The sequence below is a fragment of the Virgibacillus alimentarius genome, from assembly GCF_000709085.1.
GTDB lineage: Bacteria > Bacillota > Bacilli > Bacillales > Amphibacillaceae > Virgibacillus_B > Virgibacillus_B alimentarius.
The window spans coordinates 12,754-31,067 of sequence record NZ_JFBD01000011.1 but is presented as its reverse complement, the minus strand read 5'-3'; the positions used below and the strand labels follow the sequence as shown (position 1 = coordinate 31,067).

The following is an 18,314-nucleotide window of genomic DNA, read 5'->3' as shown; positions in this document are numbered from 1 at the left end:
TTATATCATATTCCATAAAGATGTTTGCACCTTAGGATAAAATAGTTCCCGGAGTAAAATTGGAATTTAAAAAATCTTGGGGATCAGTGGAAAGAAGCTGCAATAATTGATAAGATCCATCTTTTCTTTTCTCTACATATAATTCCATACCGTGATAAGAAACCCATTGGCGATTGTTGAAAGAATCATTAGAATCCGGAAAAATATCTGTCTGTGATAATGGCGTGTATAAAATCATTGTATCACCGTCTTGTTGTTGTCATTATCATTTTCAATTAATTCGTTTACTTTTTTCATCGCTTCCTTAACACCGCCTACATCATCAATAAGACCGTACTCAACCGCATCAGACCCCACTACATTCGTACCAATATCTCTCGTTAAATTTCCCTTCGCAAACATAAGTTCTTTAAACTTCTCTTCTTTTATATTTGAGTGATTTGTAACAAAATTGATAACTCTTTCTTGCATTTTGTCCAAGTATTCAAAGGTTTGAGGAACCCCAATAACCATTCCAGTTAACCTTACCGGATGAATAGTCATTGTAGCGGTAGGGACAATATAGGAATAATCTGTTGCTACTGCAATTGGAACACCGATAGAATGACCCCCACCGAGCACGATGGATACTGTTGGTATTGAAATGGAAGCAATCATTTCGGATAGCGCAAGGCCCGCTTCCACGTCTCCCCCCACTGTATTAAGCAAAATTACAAGCCCTTCAATTTTAGGATTTTGTTCGATTGCAATGAGTTGGGGAAGTAAGTGTTCATATTTTGTTGTCTTATTTTGTGGCGGTAATTGTATATGTCCTTCTACTTGTCCTATAATTGACAAAACATGAACATTTGAATCTGGGGCTTGTGGTACATTCGATTGTCCTAACTGTTGTATTTTTTGAACCAATGAGGAAGAATTGGACTTATCCTCTTCTGTTTGCCCTTTTCTTTCTGAATCTTTATCCATACAAAAACACTCCCTCTTGTATATTTATAGCCTATAAATAGTATGAACAATTGGAAGTATTACATACAACAATTAGAGCAAAATAAAAATATCGGCATAAATCGCCGATATTTTTAGTCATTTATTAATGCTTTCAAGCCACTTTTTTCTTGATTTGTCAACGGTACCAATGGTAATCGAACTCCTCCTACCTGAATACCTTTCATTTCCAAAGCTGCTTTCACAGGAGTGGGGGATGGTGCCGTGAATAACCCTTTCATAACAGGAAGTAATTTTCGGTGCGAAGAGGCTGCAGCATTTACATCTCCCCTTCGAAATGAATGGACCATTTGATTCATTTCATTTCCAATAATATGAGAAGCGACAGAAACTACACCATCTGCTCCAAGCGCGAGCATTGGTAATGTCATCCCATCATCACCAGCATATACAGAAAAATGATCATCTGTATTTTCAATGATGTCAGAAACTTGATCAAGGTCACCACTTGCTTCTTTTACGGAAACAATATTTTCAATTGAACTTAATTGAATAATTGTTTCTCCACTTAAATTAACAACAGATCGCCCTGGAATGTTATACAACATAATTGGTAAACTTGTCGCTTGTGCTATTGCAGTAAAATGTTCATAAAGCCCACGTTGACTAGGTTTATTATAATAAGGACATACAAGCATGATACCGTCAACACCACATGCCTCTGCTTCTTTTGTAAGATCAATGGAGGCAGCAGTATTATTCGTTCCAGTACCAGCAAGTACGGGGACTCGTTTGTTTACAATATTAACTACATGTTTGAACAGCTTAATCTTTTCATCTTGTGACAAAGTAGCTGATTCACCAGTTGTTCCAGCAATTACTAAACCTTCAGTCCCACTTTTAAGAAGATGGTCAATTAAAATACTTGTTCTCTCGAGGTCGATATTTCCCTCAAGGTCAAATGGCGTTACCATTGCCGTTAATACATTACCAAAATCCATCAAATCGCTCCTTTCTCCCGTAATATCTTATACGAGAGATTTACTGTTGCTTAGTTCAAACACTTCATGCAAAGCATTCACCGCTTTTTTTAAATCTTTTTCATGGACAAGAACCCAAATTGTTGTATGACTATCTGCAGACTGTAAAATTTGTACATTAGCCTCTGTCAAAGCTTGAACAATTCTTGAAGCCACACCTGGCACTCCCGTCATGCCAGCACCAACTGCAGATACTTTTGCGCAATTTTCTGTAACCTCGGCTTGAAAACCTAATGTATCTAATATATGAACCGCTTTTTCTGTAAATTCTTTTGGTACCGTATAAATAACGCCAGAAGGCGATATATTGATAAAGTCCACCGAAATCCCAGCTTCAGCCATTGCCTTAAAGACATCCGATTGAAGCCGATAAACACCTTTTTTTGTCTGGACCCTAAGTTGTGTGATGGAGGAAATATGCGCAATTCCTGTTATTAGACGATCTGGTATATCCACACCCATTTCCTGTACTCTTGAGGCCGTAACCAAAGTTCCTTCATCAAAGGAATAGGTCGATCTTACCCGCATAGGGATTTTCGCTTGCATGGCGATTTCAACAGCACGTGGATGAACTACTTTTGCTCCCTGATACGCTAAATTACAAATTTCAGTATACGTAACAACATTTAAAGGTCTTGCTGATTTCACAACCCGCGGATCTGCAGTCATTATTCCGTTGACATCCGTAAAAATCTCAATACGCTCTGCTTGCAGTGCAGCACCAAGGGCTGCGGCAGTCGTATCACTGCCTCCACGTCCGATAGTTGTTATTTCACCAGATTCTGTTTGCCCCTGAAATCCCGCAACAACTACAACGTCATGGTCTTCAAATTCTTTTCGAATCCTTTCTGGATTGACCTTTTTAATTTTGGCCTGTGTAAAATCATCATTCGTTACAAATCCAGCTTGCGCACCAGTTAAAGCCGTCGCAGAGATATGGTGTTTTTGTAATTCGTTGGACAAGACAACAGAAGATATTGTTTCACCACAAGACATCAACAAATCAATCTCCCGATTAGAATTTTGATTTGCTGGAAAATCGACTAAATCCAATAATGTGTCTGTTGCATAAGGATCAGGTTTCCTACCTAATGCTGAAACAACCACAACAAGTTTATACTCTTTCATTAAAGCATCTTTTATATGTTTAATTACATGATTTCTGTTTTCTTCAGTTTGTACAGAAGTTCCCCCGAATTTTTGAATTAAAATCTGCAATGTGTGAACACCTCTACCCTTTTATGAATCTCATTATAACCAATTATTTTTAATTAAGCTTTCTGCGATCTGTACTGTATTTAAAGCAGCACCTTTTACTAGGTTATCTGAAACTACCCAAAGATGGAAACCTTTCTTATTATCCAAGTCTTTTCGAACTCTTCCTACAAAAACTTCATCCTTGTTTGCAGCACTTAACGGAGTTGGATATGTTTGTGTGCTAGGATTATCTTCTAAAATAACCCCTTCGGCTCCATCTAGAACTTTCCATATATCATTAACTGTTAACCCATCTTGATTAACTTCTATATAAACACTTTCTGCATGTGAGGTAAAGAATGGCAGTCGTACGCAAGTAGCTGCTACAGGTAATTCTTGTGCATGCATGATTTTCTTTGTTTCATTAATCATTTTCATTTCTTCAAAAGTATAACCATTTTCACCGAATACATCGATCTGTGGAAGAGCATTAAATGCAATTGGGTAATGATTTTTATCTCCCCCAACTGGCAACAATTCTGCCTTCATTTCTTCATTATTCAAATACTGCTTTGATTGCTCTTCCAATTCATTACATGCTGCATTACCTGCACCTGACACAGCTTGATATGTTGAAACGATAACACGATTTAAACCATATGCTGATTGAATAGGTTTTAATGCTGCCACCATTTGAATTGTTGAACAATTTGGATTGGATATTAATCCTTTATGATTTTTTAAATCACCTTCATTTACCTCTGGTACAACAAGCGGTACTCCTTCATCCATTCGATACGCACTTGTGTTATCAACAACTACTGCTCCAGCGTCTACTGCTTTTTTTGCTAATTTTTTTGAAATAGAACCCCCGGCTGAGAAGAAGGCAATATCTACTCCAGTGAAGCTATCTGGAGTAGCTTCCTCCACAGTGACCTCCTCATTGTTAAACAAGATCTTTTTCCCAGCTGATCTTTTAGAGGATAAGAGTTTTAAAGATTCAATGGGAAATTGCCTATCCTGTAAAATGGTTAAGATTTTTCCACCTACAGCACCTGTTGCTCCTACAATCGCTACATTATATGCTTTTTTTCCTGACATTTTAATAACTCCTTTCACAATGGATATCTTATTACCTTCATCATCTTTAAAATATTCCTAGTTTCTTATTCTATCATACTTTCATCAATATGCGGAATGATAACAGGTTGAATTTGTTTATATTCAAGAGCTGATTCAATCGTATCAGGGATTAATTCCATATTAGAAACTAAAGAATTGGGTTTTTTGTAGGGATCATCTTGACCATATGGGATAAAATATACAAGTTTTGTTGCCATTAAGCGCATTAAATTAACACCATTTAATCCAAGTGCATCATTTGTGGAAATTCCGAGTACAACTGGACTTTGATTTCGGAGTGTAGCTTTTGCTGCCATTAACACAGGTGAATCTGTCTGTGCATTTGCCATTTTACTTAGTGTATTTCCAGTTAATGGCGCTATCACCATACAATCCAGGGGATATTTAGGACCTAATGGCTCCGCTTCAGGCATTGTTGTAATTACTTTTTTTCCTGTAATGGATTCAATTGTTGCTATATGATCTGCAGCCTTACCAAATTTAGTATTGGTGGTTCTTACAGAGTAAGTTACAATTGGAACTACATCTGCCTTTGCATCGATTAACTTTTGTAACTGTGGAAACACTTCATCATAGGTGCAATGAGAAGCAGTTATTCCAAAACCAATTCTTTTTCCTTCTAACGACATGCTATTTTCCCCTTTCTTCTTGCAAAATTTGTTTAATAACATCCGCCAAGATTTTTCCAGATGTTTTGGGTGCTACAATACTAGGTAAGCTAGGGGCTAAAATTGCTTTAATTCCCCGTTTTTTGGCAAATTCAAAATCTGTTCCTCCAGGTTTTGAAGCTAAATCAATAATCAGTCCGTGCGTTGGTAAATTACCAATAGAGTTTTTATTGATAATAGGAGCTGGGACTGTATTAATTAGTAAATCACACTGATTTGTGTGTTCATGTAACTCATGTAAAGGAATAGCTGTTAGACCCATTTCGGTAATTCTTGCCAAATCAGTGATGTTATTAGCACTAACTGACACTTTAGCCCCAAAAGCAGAAAATTTATTTGCTACAGTATTTCCTACACGTCCAAAACCAACTACAATAATCCGTGATGAATGGATCGTATAATCCGTATTCTCAATGGCCATCATAATTGCTCCCTCTGCAGTTGGTATGGAGTTAAAAATGGCCACATCATCACGGTTTAATAAAGGAATTAATGATACATCTGCCTCTTTTGTTGCATCGGTTAAATATTCGTTTGTTATTCCTGTAAATACAAGGGAGGATCTCTTAAGTTTTTTGAACCACTCTCTTGTTAATTGTACTGGCTGATCTGAGAATACAGTATCAACGTTACCGGTATCATCTGTGCCTGTAATTGGCAAGATGATGACATCTAAATTGGATTGTTTTAGATCTTTGAAATCAATTTGTTTTAAACCAGTGAATCCTTGCTCTAATTTGTCAAAACCCACAAGAATAGTAGTCGTATTAGGAAGAGCTTTTAATTGACGAATTAATTCTAAATATCTTCCGTCACCACCTATTATGGCTATTAATCGATCCATGATTGTATACACCCTCCAAATATACTTTATTTCTTTTTTGCTCTGATTACTTTATAGCTTATGTTTTGATAGGCTATTAGTGATTAGTTATTTGATAAAAAATCGAGTAGAGGGAAAAGTTAAGTAACTTTTCGCCCCTCACACCACCGTACGTACATACGATTCCGTATACGGCGGTTCAATAGTTTGAGTGTAGGAGCTGGTATTGTAGAGCGATATCTTTATATCCTCTTGATGCCAGTTCTTTATCTGTCAATGAACGGTGGTGAATATGGCTTGTGCCGGATTTTCTAGAATCGCTTCGGGTTGACGGCCACGGTTGCGCTTGGTGATCCGTTTGAGTTTCTCACCTACTTCCCAGTGTTTAAAGAACTTGGGATTTTGTTTTGCAATTCTACCCAAAAAGTGTTCTGCCTTTTTCTTGTGACAGGCAAGCCTCTTATATTTCCTTTTGCGTCCAGCTTCCTTCAGCCTTACGATAGCCACCTTGCCTTTCGCTAACAGTTCCTACTGCTAAGCCTGTAGTGGACTTTTACCACCAAGTATTCGTCCATGCAGGGCGCACGAAAAAAGGACGAGTACCTTCGTAAACGGTAATCGTCCTTATGTAGACCTTTTCATGCAATTTTAAGTTATTCTGCATCAATCATAATCATATCTTCTCCAATTTTTTGAATATCTTCCCAGTAAATTCTCGTTTCTTCACCTTCCTTTTTTAAACCAAACCACTTATAGTTCGGTATGATAAATGATTTAATTTGCCCTGAATGAATATCTATTTCTAAATCCGTTTGTCCTAATATTCCTAATCTCGACCCATGGTTTACATTTACTATTTCCTTTCCGCTAATTTCTTTATAACGCATTCCCATCGCCTCCAGTCTGAAAAAGGGATTAATATATATATATGAACATTAAAAAAACCTATGTATAAAAACATAGGTTAGTTCGCTTCCTGTGGTGCTATTAAAGCCTTCGAAGATGTCTGCTTAAATGTTTTTGTAATTACATTGTGAATAGATTCATGATTAACAGCATCAATTTCCTGTATCATTTCATCTAATGTACGGTGTCGATGCAGCAATAACTCATTTCTTCCGTTTCTGCTCATACGGCTATTCGTGCTTTCTAGACTTAACATGAGATTTCCTTTTAATTGCTCTTTACTATTATTTAGTTCTTTATCTGTCAAACCGGATTTAATTAGCTGATCAACCGTTTGATAAATCGTGTCTTGCAAAACAGGTAATTGATCCTTTCCTGTTCCGGCATATATTGTTAATAATCCATTGTCCAAGAATGAAGAATGATAGGAAAAGACCGCATAAGCAAGTCCTTGTTTTTCACGGACTTCCTGAAACAATCTTGAACTCATACTCCCGCCAAGAACATTATTCATAATAATCAAACTGTATACATTACTGTTGCCAATTGGCAAGCCATCATACCCTAAACATAAATGAGCTTGCTCTGTATCTTTATTCCTTACAATATTATTTGCCAGAAAAGTTGGCTTCAACATGTTTGTTTGCTGATTTTTGGACTGAAAGTGCCCAAAGTAGCTTTCAACCTTACGAATGAAAGACGTATCTGTATTGCCGGCAACAGAAATAACTATATTTTCAGGAGTGTAGCACTCTTTCATATAATTGCGTAACGTTTCTGGTTTAAACGTTTTCAGGTGCTCCTCTGTTCCAAGAATAGGATACCCTAATGGATGTTCCCCGTAAGAAGCTTTTGCTAATAAATCATGAACAATATCATCCGGTGTATCTTCATACATTTTGATTTCTTCAAGAACAACTTTTTTCTCACGCTCCATTTCTTCTTCATCGAAAGAAGAGTGAAAGAACATATCAGCTAAGATTTCCAAAGCGTAATCCTTGTGTGTATCTAGCACACGCGCGTAAAAACATGTATACTCTTTCGATGTAAATGCATTTACTTGGCCGCCTATGGAATCAAAAGCTTCTGCTATATCCTGTGCTGATCTCGTTTTTGTCCCCTTAAAAAACATATGCTCTAAAAAATGGGATATTCCATTATTTTCTGTTGTTTCATTTCTGGATCCAGTTAATACCCAAATCCCTATTGTTACAGAACGGACAGCCGGTATATTTTCCAATACGATTCGTAGTCCATTGTTGCAAGTATGCTTCTCTATCAAAATATTGCCTCCTAAATCAATTGTATGTCATGTAATTAATTTATATTTCTCTTTCTTCGTTTAGCAGTTGCTCAATAGTTCCAATTTTGTATCCTTTCTTTTTTATATCCTTAATTAATGGTGACAGTCCTTCTACAACAGAAGAAGTTGGATGCATTAAAATAGTTGCTCCAGGATGAATATCAGTCATTACCCGATTCATCATAACAGAAACAGAAGGATTCTTCCAATCGATTGTGTCAACTGTCCAAAGTATTGTTTCCATTTTTAAATTATGTGCTGTTTTTACAACATTATTCTTAAAGCTTCCACTAGGGGGAGCAAACCACTTTGGAGTCTTATCAATAATAGCTTCAATAATTGTATTGGTTTGGGTTATCTGCTGGATGATTTCTTGATTCGATAGACGAGCCATATCAGGATGATTATAAGCGTGATTTCCTATTAAATGTCCTTGTTCATTTATCATTTTAACAAGATCTGCATTTTTTTTTCGCCCATTCCCCTTCAATAAAAAATGTCGCTTTTACGTTATGCTCATTTAAAGTATCTAATATTTCAGGAATATGTTCTTCTCCCCATGATACATTTATTAAAAATGCCACCATTTCCTTTTCGGGATGACCTCGATAAACAGGTGAAGCCGGTAATTCCCTAAATTGTACTTTTGGAGGGACTTGCTTATAAACAAGTTTTGATTCATCAAAATTTCCTTCCTTTTTCATTTGTTTATATGACTCCTCAACATCTACCTCTACCCCATTTCTCCCCGGTGTTTTTTTCCAGATTTTATCAACGGTTGCATTCTGCGGTTCTTTAGAATACTTGGATTTTTTCTGTTTTATTTCTTGATATAATGGATCCTTTGTTTTTGTAACATGAACAACTTGGTGGGATAATTTTCCAACATCATTTTTAACAAATGGATTATAGTCTATGTCAAAAGCCAGTAGAACAATTAGTATGAATACACATAATTGAACAATCTTGCGATATCGATACATTATAGCCCTCCTCTCATACATATTCATATGAAAAAGAAGGACAAGATATGAGACATATGTAATACAGTTTAAACCAAAAGTATGTATCCTACCTTGACAGCTACTCGTTTAAAACATTAAAAAAGAAACTGACATTGCAGCTTCTTGTTTCGTTAATTATTATGATTTGGATCTTTCTTGTCTTTCCCTTTCCTCTTTTAAAACAGCTTTACGGGAAAGATTGACTCGACCTTGATTATCAATTTCTTTTACTTTAACCATAATTTGGTCGCCAATAGATACAACATCTTCCACTTTCTTCGTCCGTTCTTCGGCTAATTCAGAAATATGGACTAAACCGTCTTTGCCTTTAAATAATTCAACAAAAGCGCCAAATTTCTCAATTCGCTTCACTGTACCTAAATACATCTCACCAACTTCAACTTCTCGTACAAGATCATTAATAATTTTTTTCGTTTTTTCATTCATCTCGGCATCTGCAGATGAGATAAATATACTTCCATCTTGTTCAATATCAATCTTGACACCAGTTTCTTCGATTATTTTATTAATTTGCTTTCCACTTGGTCCAATAACATCACGAATTTTTTCGGGTTTAATTTTCATCGTTAATATTTTTGGTGCATACTCCGACAGTTCTGCATTCGGTTCTTTAATCGTTGCAAGCATTGAATCTAGGATGTGCATCCGGCCTGTTTTAGCTTGACTTAATGACTCTTCCAATATTTCTTTAGACAAACCGTCAATTTTAATATCCATTTGTAGTGCGGTAACACCTTTTGCAGTCCCAGCTACCTTGAAATCCATATCTCCTAGTGCATCTTCCATTCCTTGAATATCCGTTAAAATAGCGTAATCTTCTCCTGTTTTAACAAGACCCATAGCAATTCCTGCTACTGGCGCTTTAATCGGAACTCCAGCATCCATCATTGCTAACGTACTTGCACAAATACTAGCCTGAGATGTGGAACCATTGGATTCCAATACTTCGGAAACGAGACGAATTGTGTACGGGAATTCTTTATCCGATGGAATTACTTTCTCAAGAGCACGTTCCCCAAGTGCACCATGGCCAATTTCGCGACGACCTGGTCCCCGAATTGGTCCTGTTTCACCTACACTATATTGAGGGAAGTTGTAATGATGCATAAAACGCTTTGATTCTTCTAAATCAAGCCCATCCAATATTTGTACGTCACCTAGTGCGCCAAGTGTACATACACTTAATGCTTGAGTTTGTCCACGTGTAAATAATCCGGAGCCATGTGTCCGTGGTAGAATACCCACGCGTGAAGAAAGCGGGCGGATTTCGTCAAGCTTACGTCCATCTGGGCGTACATTTTCTTGCGTGATCAGACGGCGGACTTCATCCTTGACCATCTTATCTAAAACAGATTTAACTTGTTGAATTATTTCTTCCTCTTCTTCATCATATTCTGTTAAAATTTCTTCTTTTACTTTATCAATAGCTTCTTCCCGAGCGTGTTTTTCTTGAACTTGTATAGCTTCAACTAACTTTTTTTCAGCTTTTGATTTCACATTTGCTGAAAATTCTTGGTCGCTTTCAAATAAGGGAACATCTAATTTTTCAAGACCAACCGCACGAATCATTTCTTCTTGAAATTCTACTAAGCGAACAATTTCCTTGTGGCCAAACATAATTGCATCTAGCATGATTTCTTCAGGAATTTCCTGTGCCTCAGCTTCCACCATATTAATCGCATCTTTCGTACCGGCAACTGTTAAATCGATATCACTTTTCTCTTGTTCCTCGATCGTTGGATTAATGACGAATTCTCCATCAATTCTTCCTATATTAACCCCTGCAATCGGTTCTTCAAATGGAATATCCGAAATACTAAGTGCAATCGATGAGCCGATCATAGCGGCGATTTCAGAAGAACAATCCTGATCAACACTCATAACCGTACTGATAACCTGTACTTCATTTCGAAACCCATCAGGAAATAGTGGCCGTATTGGTCGGTCAATTAACCGAGATGATAAAATTGCTTTTTCACTCGGTCTGCCCTCTCTCTTAATAAAACCTCCGGGAATTTTACCTACCGCATATAACCGTTCTTCGTAATTAACTGTTAAAGGGAAAAAAGGTAAATCTTTTGGTTCTTTTGATGCTGTAGCTACAGATAATACAGATGTATCACCATAGTGGACCATACAAGCACCATTAGCTTGTTTTGCCAATTCTCCAATCTCAACGATGAATTGTTTACCGCCAAGTTTTGTGGAGAATACGTGTTTTTCTTCTGCCATTACTATTTTATCTCCTTTCATTAACATTCTATCCTACATTTTATAGTTTATAGCCATGAATGTAAATAAAGTGTTTAAAGTATAAAAAAAGCAGGATTTCTCCTGCTTTTTTAAACATTATCGGCGTAAGCCTAATTTTTTAATCAGGTCACGATAGCGAGTAACGTCTTTTTTACGTAAATAGTTAAGTAAATTACGACGTTTACCAACCATTTTTAAAAGTCCGCGACGTGAATGATGGTCTTTTTTATGAAAACGTAAATGTTCGTTTAATGTAGTAATTTCCTCCGTAAGAACTGCTATCTGAACTTCTGGAGAACCCGTATCATTATCATGAACTTTAAACTCATTAATAATTTCATTTTTACGTTCTTTTGTCATTGCCATTTCAAGCCACCTCCTACTTTTATATATATCCCCATTCCCCTCGCAAACGTCGGAGCATCGATTTGCCAAGCGATGGTTCACTTGTTTAGGTTACATGTTTTTCATGGAAATTGCAAGTGGAAAATACATTATTTCACTTTATTCTTGTATTGAAAAATAGTGACGTATTTTTTTTTCATCGTTTTCTATTTGTTTAACTAGCTGATCGACTTGGTCAAATTTTTCTTCGTCACGAATAAATGCATGCCACTCTATTTGCAGTTCTTCACCATAGAGATCATTATTGTAATCAAATATGTTTACCTCTATTCTTGGCTGGGATAGATCTGGCGTAAATGTGGGGTTTGTGCCAAGATTTGCCATTCCCTCGTATACTTCATTTTTATAGAGAACTTTCACGGCATAGATACCTGTTTTTGGTAATAATGCTTCAGGGTTAACCCTAAGATTGGCTGTAGGAAAACCAATTGTTTTTCCACGTTTATCCCCATCAATCACAATTCCGTAAGTGGAAAAATGCCTGTTAAGTAAATCGTTAACACGTTCAACATTTCCTGCGTCAAGAAGTTTTCGTATTCGGGTAGAGCTAATTTTTTCACCGTTTGCTTCTATTTTATCAATTGTGGAAAACATGAATGCATCCCTTGATTGTGATTGAATCGTATTCATATCACCTTTCCCTTTATGGCCATAGGAGAAGTCAAACCCTGCAACTAAATGCTTTATATTCAACCCAATAATAAAGTGATCAATAAATTCTTGCGGTGATAACATAGACAACTCTTTATTAAATGTAATGATATAAAGTCTGTCAACGTTCAAACGCTGTAATATTTCCTTTTTCTCACGCAGTGGAGTGATATACTGAATTTGTTTTTTTTCTTTTTGCAGGACAACAGAAGGATGTGGATGAAACGTTATGACTGCACTTTCCATATTCACCTTTCTTGCTTCTGTGACAGCAGTTTGAATTACTCTTTGATGTCCTCTATGTATTCCATCAAAAAATCCTATAGCGCTTACTGTTTCGGGTAGCTCCTCTAAAACTAATGTATGAGGATAAGATAATTCAATCGTTCTCATATTATTTCACCTACATTTCTTTCATCCATTAAAAACGCGAACCGGTTTAATTAGGTTAGGCTTTTCTGGATGTACTTGATATATTGCTAACAATTGGTTATGGAACAAAACGATAAATGGATCAGTATCTACAATTTGTTCAGGTCTGGGAAGTTTTTGTCCGAATTGAATAGCTTTTTTCATTGTTTCATCAACATTTAGACAATTTAAATGCAGCAAACCTTTAACGATTGGTAATAATAATTGATTTTGTTTGTCCATTAAAGATGCTCGCTCTATTGTTTTAAAGGTTACTGCTTCATCCTTCGTAAATGAACCTGTTTGAATCCGGACTAAATCACTCATATGAGCTGGGTAACCTAAATGTTTGCCTATGTCTACGCATAATGTTCGTATATACGTTCCTTTCGAACAAATTACTTGAATCCGAAAAGAATGATTTGTTTCTTTACTTGATGGTATTCTCTTTATTTCATGAATAGTGATTTGTCTTGAGGGACGTTCTACTGTTTCATTCGCCCTCGCATATTCATATAGTCTTTTTCCTTTCACCTTAACTGCAGAATACATAGGAGGTATTTGTATGATATCTCCTACAAAAGATTGTAGCGTATTTTCAATTGATTGATTCGATGGCGGGGAAGTTATCTCTTTTTGTTCAATAACCCTGCCCTCTCTATCTTCCGTCTCCGTTGAAGTTCCTAGCATTACTTCTGCAATATACGTTTTTTTTGTTTCCATTAAGTAAGGAACTATTTTCGTTGCTTGACCGATACATATTGGTAATACCCCTTCTACTTGCGGATCCAGGGTTCCTGTATGCCCCACCTTTTTCGTATGAAATAAGCGTCGAATTTTCATCACACAATCATGTGATGTCAATCCTTTTGGCTTCCACAATGGTAATATACCATTCATCTGTGTAACCTCCAAAATAAAACGTTTTGTACATTCCTTTAAAGCATACGGAAAAATCTGACCCTGTTTAATCATCAAACGAGTCAGATTGTTTCACGTATTTATTCTTTTAAATCACGTAAAAGTTTTTCGATTCTTGTTCCGTGTTCTTGTGCCTCATCATACTCAAACATTAACTCTGGCGTTTTCCTTAGGCGGATCCGTTTTCCGATTTCAGAACGAATGAACCCTTTCGCTTTAGCTAACCCTAAAAGAGAATCCTGTTTTTCTTCCTCATTACCAAGAACAGAGATAAATATTTTAGCTTGTTGCAAGTCCCCTGTTACTTCAACGTCTGTAACGGTGACAAAACCCACCCTTGGATCTTTTATTTTTCGGGTAAGAATATCCCCCAGTTCTTTTTTCATTTGTTCAGCTACTCGATTTGCACGTAAATCACTCATTTAAGTCACCTCTATAAGAACAAAGTCTGCACTTCCCCCAGAAATGTTAAACTATAAATGTTCTACTTCTGTTATCGTACGTTCTAATTCTGGGTACGTATCTATCACTTTCAAAACTTCTTGCATCATTTGTTCAGCATGAATTTTATTATTGGAAATCGTTACAATTCCTAATTTTGTTCGTTGCCATAAGTCATGGTAAGCAAGTTCTGTAACAGATACATTAAAATCCTTACGAAGTTTAGCAATTAAGCGTTTTATGACAGAACGTTTTTGTTTTAATGACCGTCCTTCATAAAATTTACACTCTACTTCAGCATAAATAATCATGTTCTTTCAATTTCCACCATAATAAATGCTTCAATAATGTCGCCTTCTTTTATATCATTGAAGTTTTTAATTGTAATACCACATTCATAGTTTTGGGCTACTTCTTTTGCGTCATCTTTAAAACGTTTTAATGCATCAATTTCACCCTCAAATTGAACAACGCCGTTTCGAATCAAGCGAACATTTGAATCACGGGTGATTTTACCATCAGTGACATAACTGCCTGCAATCGTTCCAATTCTAGAAACTTTGAAGATTTCCCGTACTTCTGCCTGCCCGATAATTTTTTCTTCATACTCAGGATCAAGCATTCCCTTCATAGCTGCTTCTATTTCCTCAATTGCTTTGTAGATAACACGATGCAGACGCATATCAACTTTTTCCGATTCCGCAGCTTTTTTTGCATTGGCTGCCGGACGAACATTGAAGCCAATAATAATTGCATTTGAAGCAGACGCTAAGATAACATCTGATTCAGTAATTGCACCAACGCCTGTATGAATGATTTTTATATTAACGCCCTCTACTTCAATTTTTTGTAAGGATGAAGCTAAAGCTTCTGCAGAACCTTGAACGTCAGCTTTAATAATAATGTTAATATCTTTCATTTCACCTTGTTTTATTTGTTCAAACAAGTCATCTAAGCTCACTTTTGTCTGTTCACTGCGATTTTCTTGAATATATTTTTGCTGGCGTGCTTCACCAATTTGTCGAGCTTTTTTATCATCTTCAAATACTAAAAATTGATCTCCTGCTTGAGGCACATCATTTAATCCCGTAATTTCAACTGGAGTAGATGGTCCTGCCTCATCGACCCGCTTACCAAGGTCGTTAAGCATTGCACGGACACGGCCAAAAGTATTTCCAACCACAAGTGCATCGCCTACTCGGAGCGTGCCATTTTGTACTAATAAACTTGCTACAGAGCCCCGGCCTTTATCAAGTTGAGCATCAATTACTGTACCAAAAGCACTTTTATCAGGATTTGCTTTTAATTCTTCTACTTCGGAAACAAGTAAAATCATTTCTAATAAATCATCAATACCTTCCCGTTTCATAGCAGAAAGGTTAACAAAAATTGTATTTCCGCCCCAATCTTCTGGTACAAGTTCATATTCTGTTAATTCTTGCATAACCCTATCAGGGTTTGCAGTCTCTTTATCCATTTTATTAACTGCAACGATGATTGGTACTTCTGCGGCTTTTGCATGATTAATTGCTTCAACAGTTTGCGGCATAACTCCATCATCAGCAGCTACAACTAAAATAGCAATATCAGTTATTTGTGCACCTCTTGAGCGCATACTTGTAAATGCAGCATGGCCGGGTGTGTCTAAAAATGTTACTTTTCTTTCATCGCTTTCAACTTGATAAGCCCCAATGTGCTGTGTAATTCCTCCTGCTTCTACTTCAGTAACCTTTGTGTGACGAATGGCATCAAGCAACGTTGTTTTTCCATGGTCAACATGCCCCATAATGGTAACAACTGCTGGACGTTCTATAAGTTCTTCTTCTTTATCCTCTGTTTTGTATTTTTCTAAATCAGTATCCTCTAATACGATTTCTTTTTTAACTTCTACTCCGAATTCATCACATATTAATTCTATTGCATCATCATCAAGATCTTGATTCTTCGTTGCCATAACGCCTAAAAACATTAACTTTTTAATAATTTCAGATGTATCTTTATTCAGTTTTTCTGCTAAGTCGCTTACACTTAATGTTCCACTATACACAATTTCTTTTGGTGTTGCTTTTACTTCAGGTGGCTGATCAGCATTTTTTTTATTGTTTTTCCCTTTTTTACCTTTTTGCTGTTTTTTATGCTGTTTTTTATTGTTTTTAGGCTTTAGTTCCCCTTGTGCTTTTCTTTTATTTTTATTATTACCTTTATTCGGCTGCTGATTAGAATCTTTATTTTGTTCATTCTTAGGAGAAGATTGTGGCTTAGTCTGTTCTTGTTTTTTAGTATTGCTAGATTGTTTATGATTAAATTTTTCATCTAACTTTGATTTTGTATCGATCGAGATTGTTGACATGTGATTTGATACTTCGATATTTAATTCCTTTAAACTTTGGATTACAGCTTTACTTGTTAAGTTATTTTGTTTTGCATATTCATATACACGCATTTTACTCATACGTCCACCCCCGAATTTATTTACCCGAGTAACGTTGTAATCTTAGCGGCAAATCCTGCATCTAAAATAGCAATAGCTACTCTTTGTGATTTTCCAACAGCATGAGATAACGTTTCTCTATCATCTGCTATTAAAAATGGTACTTTATATGAATGACATTTATCCGTTATTTTTTTATATGTTTGTGGCCCTATATCATTTGCTAAAAGGACTAGCTTTGCTTGTTTTTGTTGAATATCTTTCACAATTGCATCTTCACCTAAAGTACATTTTCTTGCACGATAGGCTAACCCGACTATATTCAGATAGTTATTTTTCATTTTGTTTACCATCTGCAAGTACTTTTAATTCTTCATAAATAGATGCATCAATCTGGGCATCTAACTGTTTACTTAAAATATCCATTTGTTGTGCTTTATCAATTACTTTAGGATCAATAGTTAAATAAGCCCCACGCCCATTTTTCTTTCCGGTGGGGTCTACATAAACTTCTCCTTCTTTATTTCGTACAATACGAATTAATTCTTTCTTCGGTTTCATTTCATTTGTGACGATACATTTTCTTTGAGGTACCTTTTTTTTTCGTGCCATATGAAACCCCCCGTTATTCAAATAGATCCTCTACATCATTTGCAACTGCATCATTTGAAACCTCTTCTTCTGTAACCTTTTCTTTTTCCGCAATAAGACCTTGCTCTAATGCTTCTGATTCGCTTTTTATATCTATTTTCCAACCTGTTAATTTGGCGGCAAGTCTAGCATTTTGTCCTCGTTTACCTATTGCCAAAGATAATTGATAATCAGGTACAACAACGGTTGTTGCCTTTTCTTCCTCATCAACTAATACTTCGACTACCTTTGAAGGACTTAATGCATTGGACACATGCACTACTGGATCCTCTGACCACTCTACAATATCAATTTTTTCACCTTTTAGTTCATTAACAATTGCTTCAACACGCTGTCCTTTTTGTCCTACACATGAACCAACTGGATCAATTTCTGGATCAGGTGCATAAACAGAGATCTTGGATCGGTCGCCAGCTTCCCTCGTAATTGACTTAACTTCTACAATACCATCATAAATTTCCGGAACTTCCATTTCAAATAATCGTTTCAATAGTCCCGGATGTGATCTTGATATATAAATTTGTGGACCTTTGCTAGTATTTTCCACTTTCGTAACAAGAACTTTTAGACGGTCATGAATATGATATTCTTCATTGGGCATTTGTTCGGCCTCGGCTAATTTCGCTTCAATTTTACCGAGATTAACATAAACAAAGCGGGAATCTTTGCGTTGAATAATTCCAGTCATTACATCTTCTTCACGATCAGCATACTCATTAAAAATAACTCCCCGTTCTGCCTCTCTCACACGCTGGGTTACAACTTGCTTTGCTGCTTGAGCAGCGATTCTTCCGAAATTTTTCGGAGTAACTTCAACCTCAATGATATCATCAATTTCATAATTCGGATTTAATCTTTTCGCTTCATCCAAGGAGATTTCTTCTTGTGAATTTGTTACTTCTTCAACAATGGTTTTTCTTGAGTATACACGCATCGTACCCGCTTCCTCATCAAGATCAACTCGAACATTTGTAGCAGATTTAAAATTTTTCTTATAAGCAGAAATCAAAGCTGCTTCCAGTGCTTCTAACAAGATTTCTTTATTAATCCCTTTTTCTTTTTCTAAATAATCTATTGCCTCAAACAATTGACTGCTCACA

Annotated in this window: 20 protein-coding genes and 1 pseudogene; all 21 read right to left on the bottom strand. The window is 36.3% G+C overall.

Features of this window, described 5'->3' with window-relative positions:
* Window positions 1–31: 31 nt before the first annotated feature.
* Entirely contained in the window at window positions 32–238 is a 207-nt protein-coding gene (locus GZ63_RS0102615) for a YlzJ-like family protein (protein WP_029266576.1), read from the bottom strand.
* Window positions 235–966 carry a ClpP family protease gene (locus GZ63_RS0102610; RefSeq protein ID WP_029266573.1) on the bottom strand — a complete coding sequence of 244 codons (732 nt, stop codon included), beginning with the start codon at window positions 964–966 and terminating at the stop codon, window positions 235–237. The genes GZ63_RS0102615 and GZ63_RS0102610 overlap by 4 nt, the downstream gene beginning before the upstream one ends.
* Window positions 967–1,079: 113 nt before the next feature.
* Window positions 1,080–1,946: a 4-hydroxy-tetrahydrodipicolinate synthase gene (gene dapA, locus GZ63_RS0102605; RefSeq protein ID WP_029266572.1), complete on the bottom strand. Its 867-nt coding sequence runs from the start codon at window positions 1,944–1,946 to the stop codon at window positions 1,080–1,082.
* Window positions 1,947–1,973: 27 nt separating this feature from the next.
* Window positions 1,974–3,203: an aspartate kinase gene (gene dapG, locus GZ63_RS0102600; RefSeq protein ID WP_029266570.1), complete on the bottom strand. Its 1,230-nt coding sequence runs from the start codon at window positions 3,201–3,203 to the stop codon at window positions 1,974–1,976.
* 33 nt (window positions 3,204–3,236) lie between these two features.
* On the bottom strand, window positions 3,237–4,283 hold the full coding sequence (gene asd / locus GZ63_RS0102595; RefSeq protein WP_029266568.1) for an aspartate-semialdehyde dehydrogenase: 1,047 nt from the start codon (window positions 4,281–4,283) through the stop codon (window positions 3,237–3,239).
* Between the two features lie 65 nt (window positions 4,284–4,348).
* Window positions 4,349–4,954 (bottom strand): dipicolinate synthase subunit B, encoded by a 606-nt coding sequence (gene dpaB, locus GZ63_RS0102590; RefSeq protein ID WP_029266566.1) that lies wholly within the window; start codon window positions 4,952–4,954, stop codon window positions 4,349–4,351.
* Window position 4,955: 1 nt separating this feature from the next.
* The gene (gene dpaA, locus GZ63_RS0102585; protein WP_029266564.1) at window positions 4,956–5,837 is read right to left on the bottom strand and encodes a dipicolinic acid synthetase subunit A; all 882 of its coding nucleotides are present in this window, start codon (window positions 5,835–5,837) and stop codon (window positions 4,956–4,958) included.
* A gap of 252 nt (window positions 5,838–6,089) precedes the next feature.
* Entirely contained in the window at window positions 6,090–6,323 is a 234-nt protein-coding gene (locus tag GZ63_RS18280) for a hypothetical protein (RefSeq protein WP_029266562.1), read from the bottom strand.
* 146 nt (window positions 6,324–6,469) lie between these two features.
* Window positions 6,470–6,703 (bottom strand): YlmC/YmxH family sporulation protein, encoded by a 234-nt coding sequence (locus GZ63_RS0102575; RefSeq protein ID WP_029266560.1) that lies wholly within the window; start codon window positions 6,701–6,703, stop codon window positions 6,470–6,472.
* Window positions 6,704–6,780: 77 nt separating this feature from the next.
* Window positions 6,781–8,004, bottom strand: a complete 1,224-nt coding sequence (locus GZ63_RS0102570) for a M16 family metallopeptidase (RefSeq protein ID WP_029266558.1) — start codon at window positions 8,002–8,004, stop codon at window positions 6,781–6,783.
* A 40-nt stretch (window positions 8,005–8,044) separates the two neighbouring features.
* Window positions 8,045–8,612: pseudogene (locus tag GZ63_RS18275) on the bottom strand (polysaccharide deacetylase family protein).
* A gap of 555 nt (window positions 8,613–9,167) precedes the next feature.
* A complete protein-coding gene (pnp, locus tag GZ63_RS0102560) occupies window positions 9,168–11,282 on the bottom strand; it encodes a polyribonucleotide nucleotidyltransferase (protein ID WP_029266556.1) in 2,115 nt (704 codons plus the stop codon).
* Window positions 11,283–11,399: 117 nt separating this feature from the next.
* Window positions 11,400–11,669: a 30S ribosomal protein S15 gene (gene rpsO / locus GZ63_RS0102555; RefSeq protein ID WP_029266553.1), complete on the bottom strand. Its 270-nt coding sequence runs from the start codon at window positions 11,667–11,669 to the stop codon at window positions 11,400–11,402.
* A 138-nt stretch (window positions 11,670–11,807) separates the two neighbouring features.
* Complete coding sequence (locus GZ63_RS0102550) at window positions 11,808–12,752, bottom strand: bifunctional riboflavin kinase/FAD synthetase (RefSeq protein WP_029266550.1); 945 nt, start codon at window positions 12,750–12,752, stop codon at window positions 11,808–11,810.
* Window positions 12,753–12,773: 21 nt separating this feature from the next.
* On the bottom strand, window positions 12,774–13,670 hold the full coding sequence (gene truB, locus GZ63_RS0102545) for a tRNA pseudouridine(55) synthase TruB (protein ID WP_029266548.1): 897 nt from the start codon (window positions 13,668–13,670) through the stop codon (window positions 12,774–12,776).
* A 101-nt stretch (window positions 13,671–13,771) separates the two neighbouring features.
* Complete coding sequence (gene rbfA, locus GZ63_RS0102540) at window positions 13,772–14,113, bottom strand: 30S ribosome-binding factor RbfA (RefSeq protein ID WP_029266546.1); 342 nt, start codon at window positions 14,111–14,113, stop codon at window positions 13,772–13,774.
* Window positions 14,114–14,164: 51 nt separating this feature from the next.
* On the bottom strand, window positions 14,165–14,443 hold the full coding sequence (locus GZ63_RS0102535) for a DUF503 domain-containing protein (protein WP_029266544.1): 279 nt from the start codon (window positions 14,441–14,443) through the stop codon (window positions 14,165–14,167).
* Complete coding sequence (gene infB, locus GZ63_RS0102530; RefSeq protein WP_029266542.1) at window positions 14,440–16,584, bottom strand: translation initiation factor IF-2; 2,145 nt, start codon at window positions 16,582–16,584, stop codon at window positions 14,440–14,442. The genes GZ63_RS0102535 and infB overlap by 4 nt, the downstream gene beginning before the upstream one ends.
* A gap of 20 nt (window positions 16,585–16,604) precedes the next feature.
* Window positions 16,605–16,904, bottom strand: a complete 300-nt coding sequence (locus tag GZ63_RS0102525; RefSeq protein WP_029266540.1) for a L7Ae/L30e/S12e/Gadd45 family ribosomal protein — start codon at window positions 16,902–16,904, stop codon at window positions 16,605–16,607.
* On the bottom strand, window positions 16,894–17,175 hold the full coding sequence (gene rnpM, locus GZ63_RS0102520; RefSeq protein ID WP_029266539.1) for an RNase P modulator RnpM: 282 nt from the start codon (window positions 17,173–17,175) through the stop codon (window positions 16,894–16,896). The genes GZ63_RS0102525 and rnpM overlap by 11 nt, the downstream gene beginning before the upstream one ends.
* A gap of 13 nt (window positions 17,176–17,188) precedes the next feature.
* The gene (gene nusA / locus GZ63_RS0102515) at window positions 17,189–18,313 is read right to left on the bottom strand and encodes a transcription termination factor NusA (protein ID WP_029266537.1); all 1,125 of its coding nucleotides are present in this window, start codon (window positions 18,311–18,313) and stop codon (window positions 17,189–17,191) included.
* Window position 18,314: the final 1 nt, after the last annotated feature.

Excerpts from the sequence above, each read along its gene's own strand:
- GZ63_RS0102615 (WP_029266576.1), bottom strand. The coding sequence starts at position 238 with ATGATTTTATACACGCCATTATCACAGACAGATATTTTTCCGGATTCT.
- GZ63_RS0102610 (WP_029266573.1), bottom strand. The coding sequence starts at position 966 with ATGGATAAAGATTCAGAAAGAAAAGGGCAAACAGAAGAGGATAAGTCC.
- dapA (WP_029266572.1), bottom strand. The coding sequence starts at position 1,946 with ATGGATTTTGGTAATGTATTAACGGCAATGGTAACGCCATTTGACCTT.
- asd (WP_029266568.1), bottom strand. The coding sequence starts at position 4,283 with ATGTCAGGAAAAAAAGCATATAATGTAGCGATTGTAGGAGCAACAGGT.
- dpaB (WP_029266566.1), bottom strand. The coding sequence starts at position 4,954 with ATGTCGTTAGAAGGAAAAAGAATTGGTTTTGGAATAACTGCTTCTCAT.
- dpaA (WP_029266564.1), bottom strand. The coding sequence starts at position 5,837 with ATGGATCGATTAATAGCCATAATAGGTGGTGACGGAAGATATTTAGAA.
- GZ63_RS0102575 (WP_029266560.1), bottom strand. The coding sequence starts at position 6,703 with ATGCGTTATAAAGAAATTAGCGGAAAGGAAATAGTAAATGTAAACCAT.
- pnp (WP_029266556.1), bottom strand. The coding sequence starts at position 11,282 with ATGGCAGAAGAAAAACACGTATTCTCCACAAAACTTGGCGGTAAACAA.
- rpsO (WP_029266553.1), bottom strand. The coding sequence starts at position 11,669 with ATGGCAATGACAAAAGAACGTAAAAATGAAATTATTAATGAGTTTAAA.
- GZ63_RS0102550 (WP_029266550.1), bottom strand. The coding sequence starts at position 12,752 with ATGAGAACGATTGAATTATCTTATCCTCATACATTAGTTTTAGAGGAG.
- truB (WP_029266548.1), bottom strand. The coding sequence starts at position 13,670 with ATGAATGGTATATTACCATTGTGGAAGCCAAAAGGATTGACATCACAT.
- rbfA (WP_029266546.1), bottom strand. The coding sequence starts at position 14,113 with ATGAGTGATTTACGTGCAAATCGAGTAGCTGAACAAATGAAAAAAGAA.
- GZ63_RS0102535 (WP_029266544.1), bottom strand. The coding sequence starts at position 14,443 with ATGATTATTTATGCTGAAGTAGAGTGTAAATTTTATGAAGGACGGTCA.
- infB (WP_029266542.1), bottom strand. The coding sequence starts at position 16,584 with ATGAGTAAAATGCGTGTATATGAATATGCAAAACAAAATAACTTAACA.
- GZ63_RS0102525 (WP_029266540.1), bottom strand. The coding sequence starts at position 16,904 with ATGAAAAATAACTATCTGAATATAGTCGGGTTAGCCTATCGTGCAAGA.
- rnpM (WP_029266539.1), bottom strand. The coding sequence starts at position 17,175 with ATGGCACGAAAAAAAAAGGTACCTCAAAGAAAATGTATCGTCACAAAT.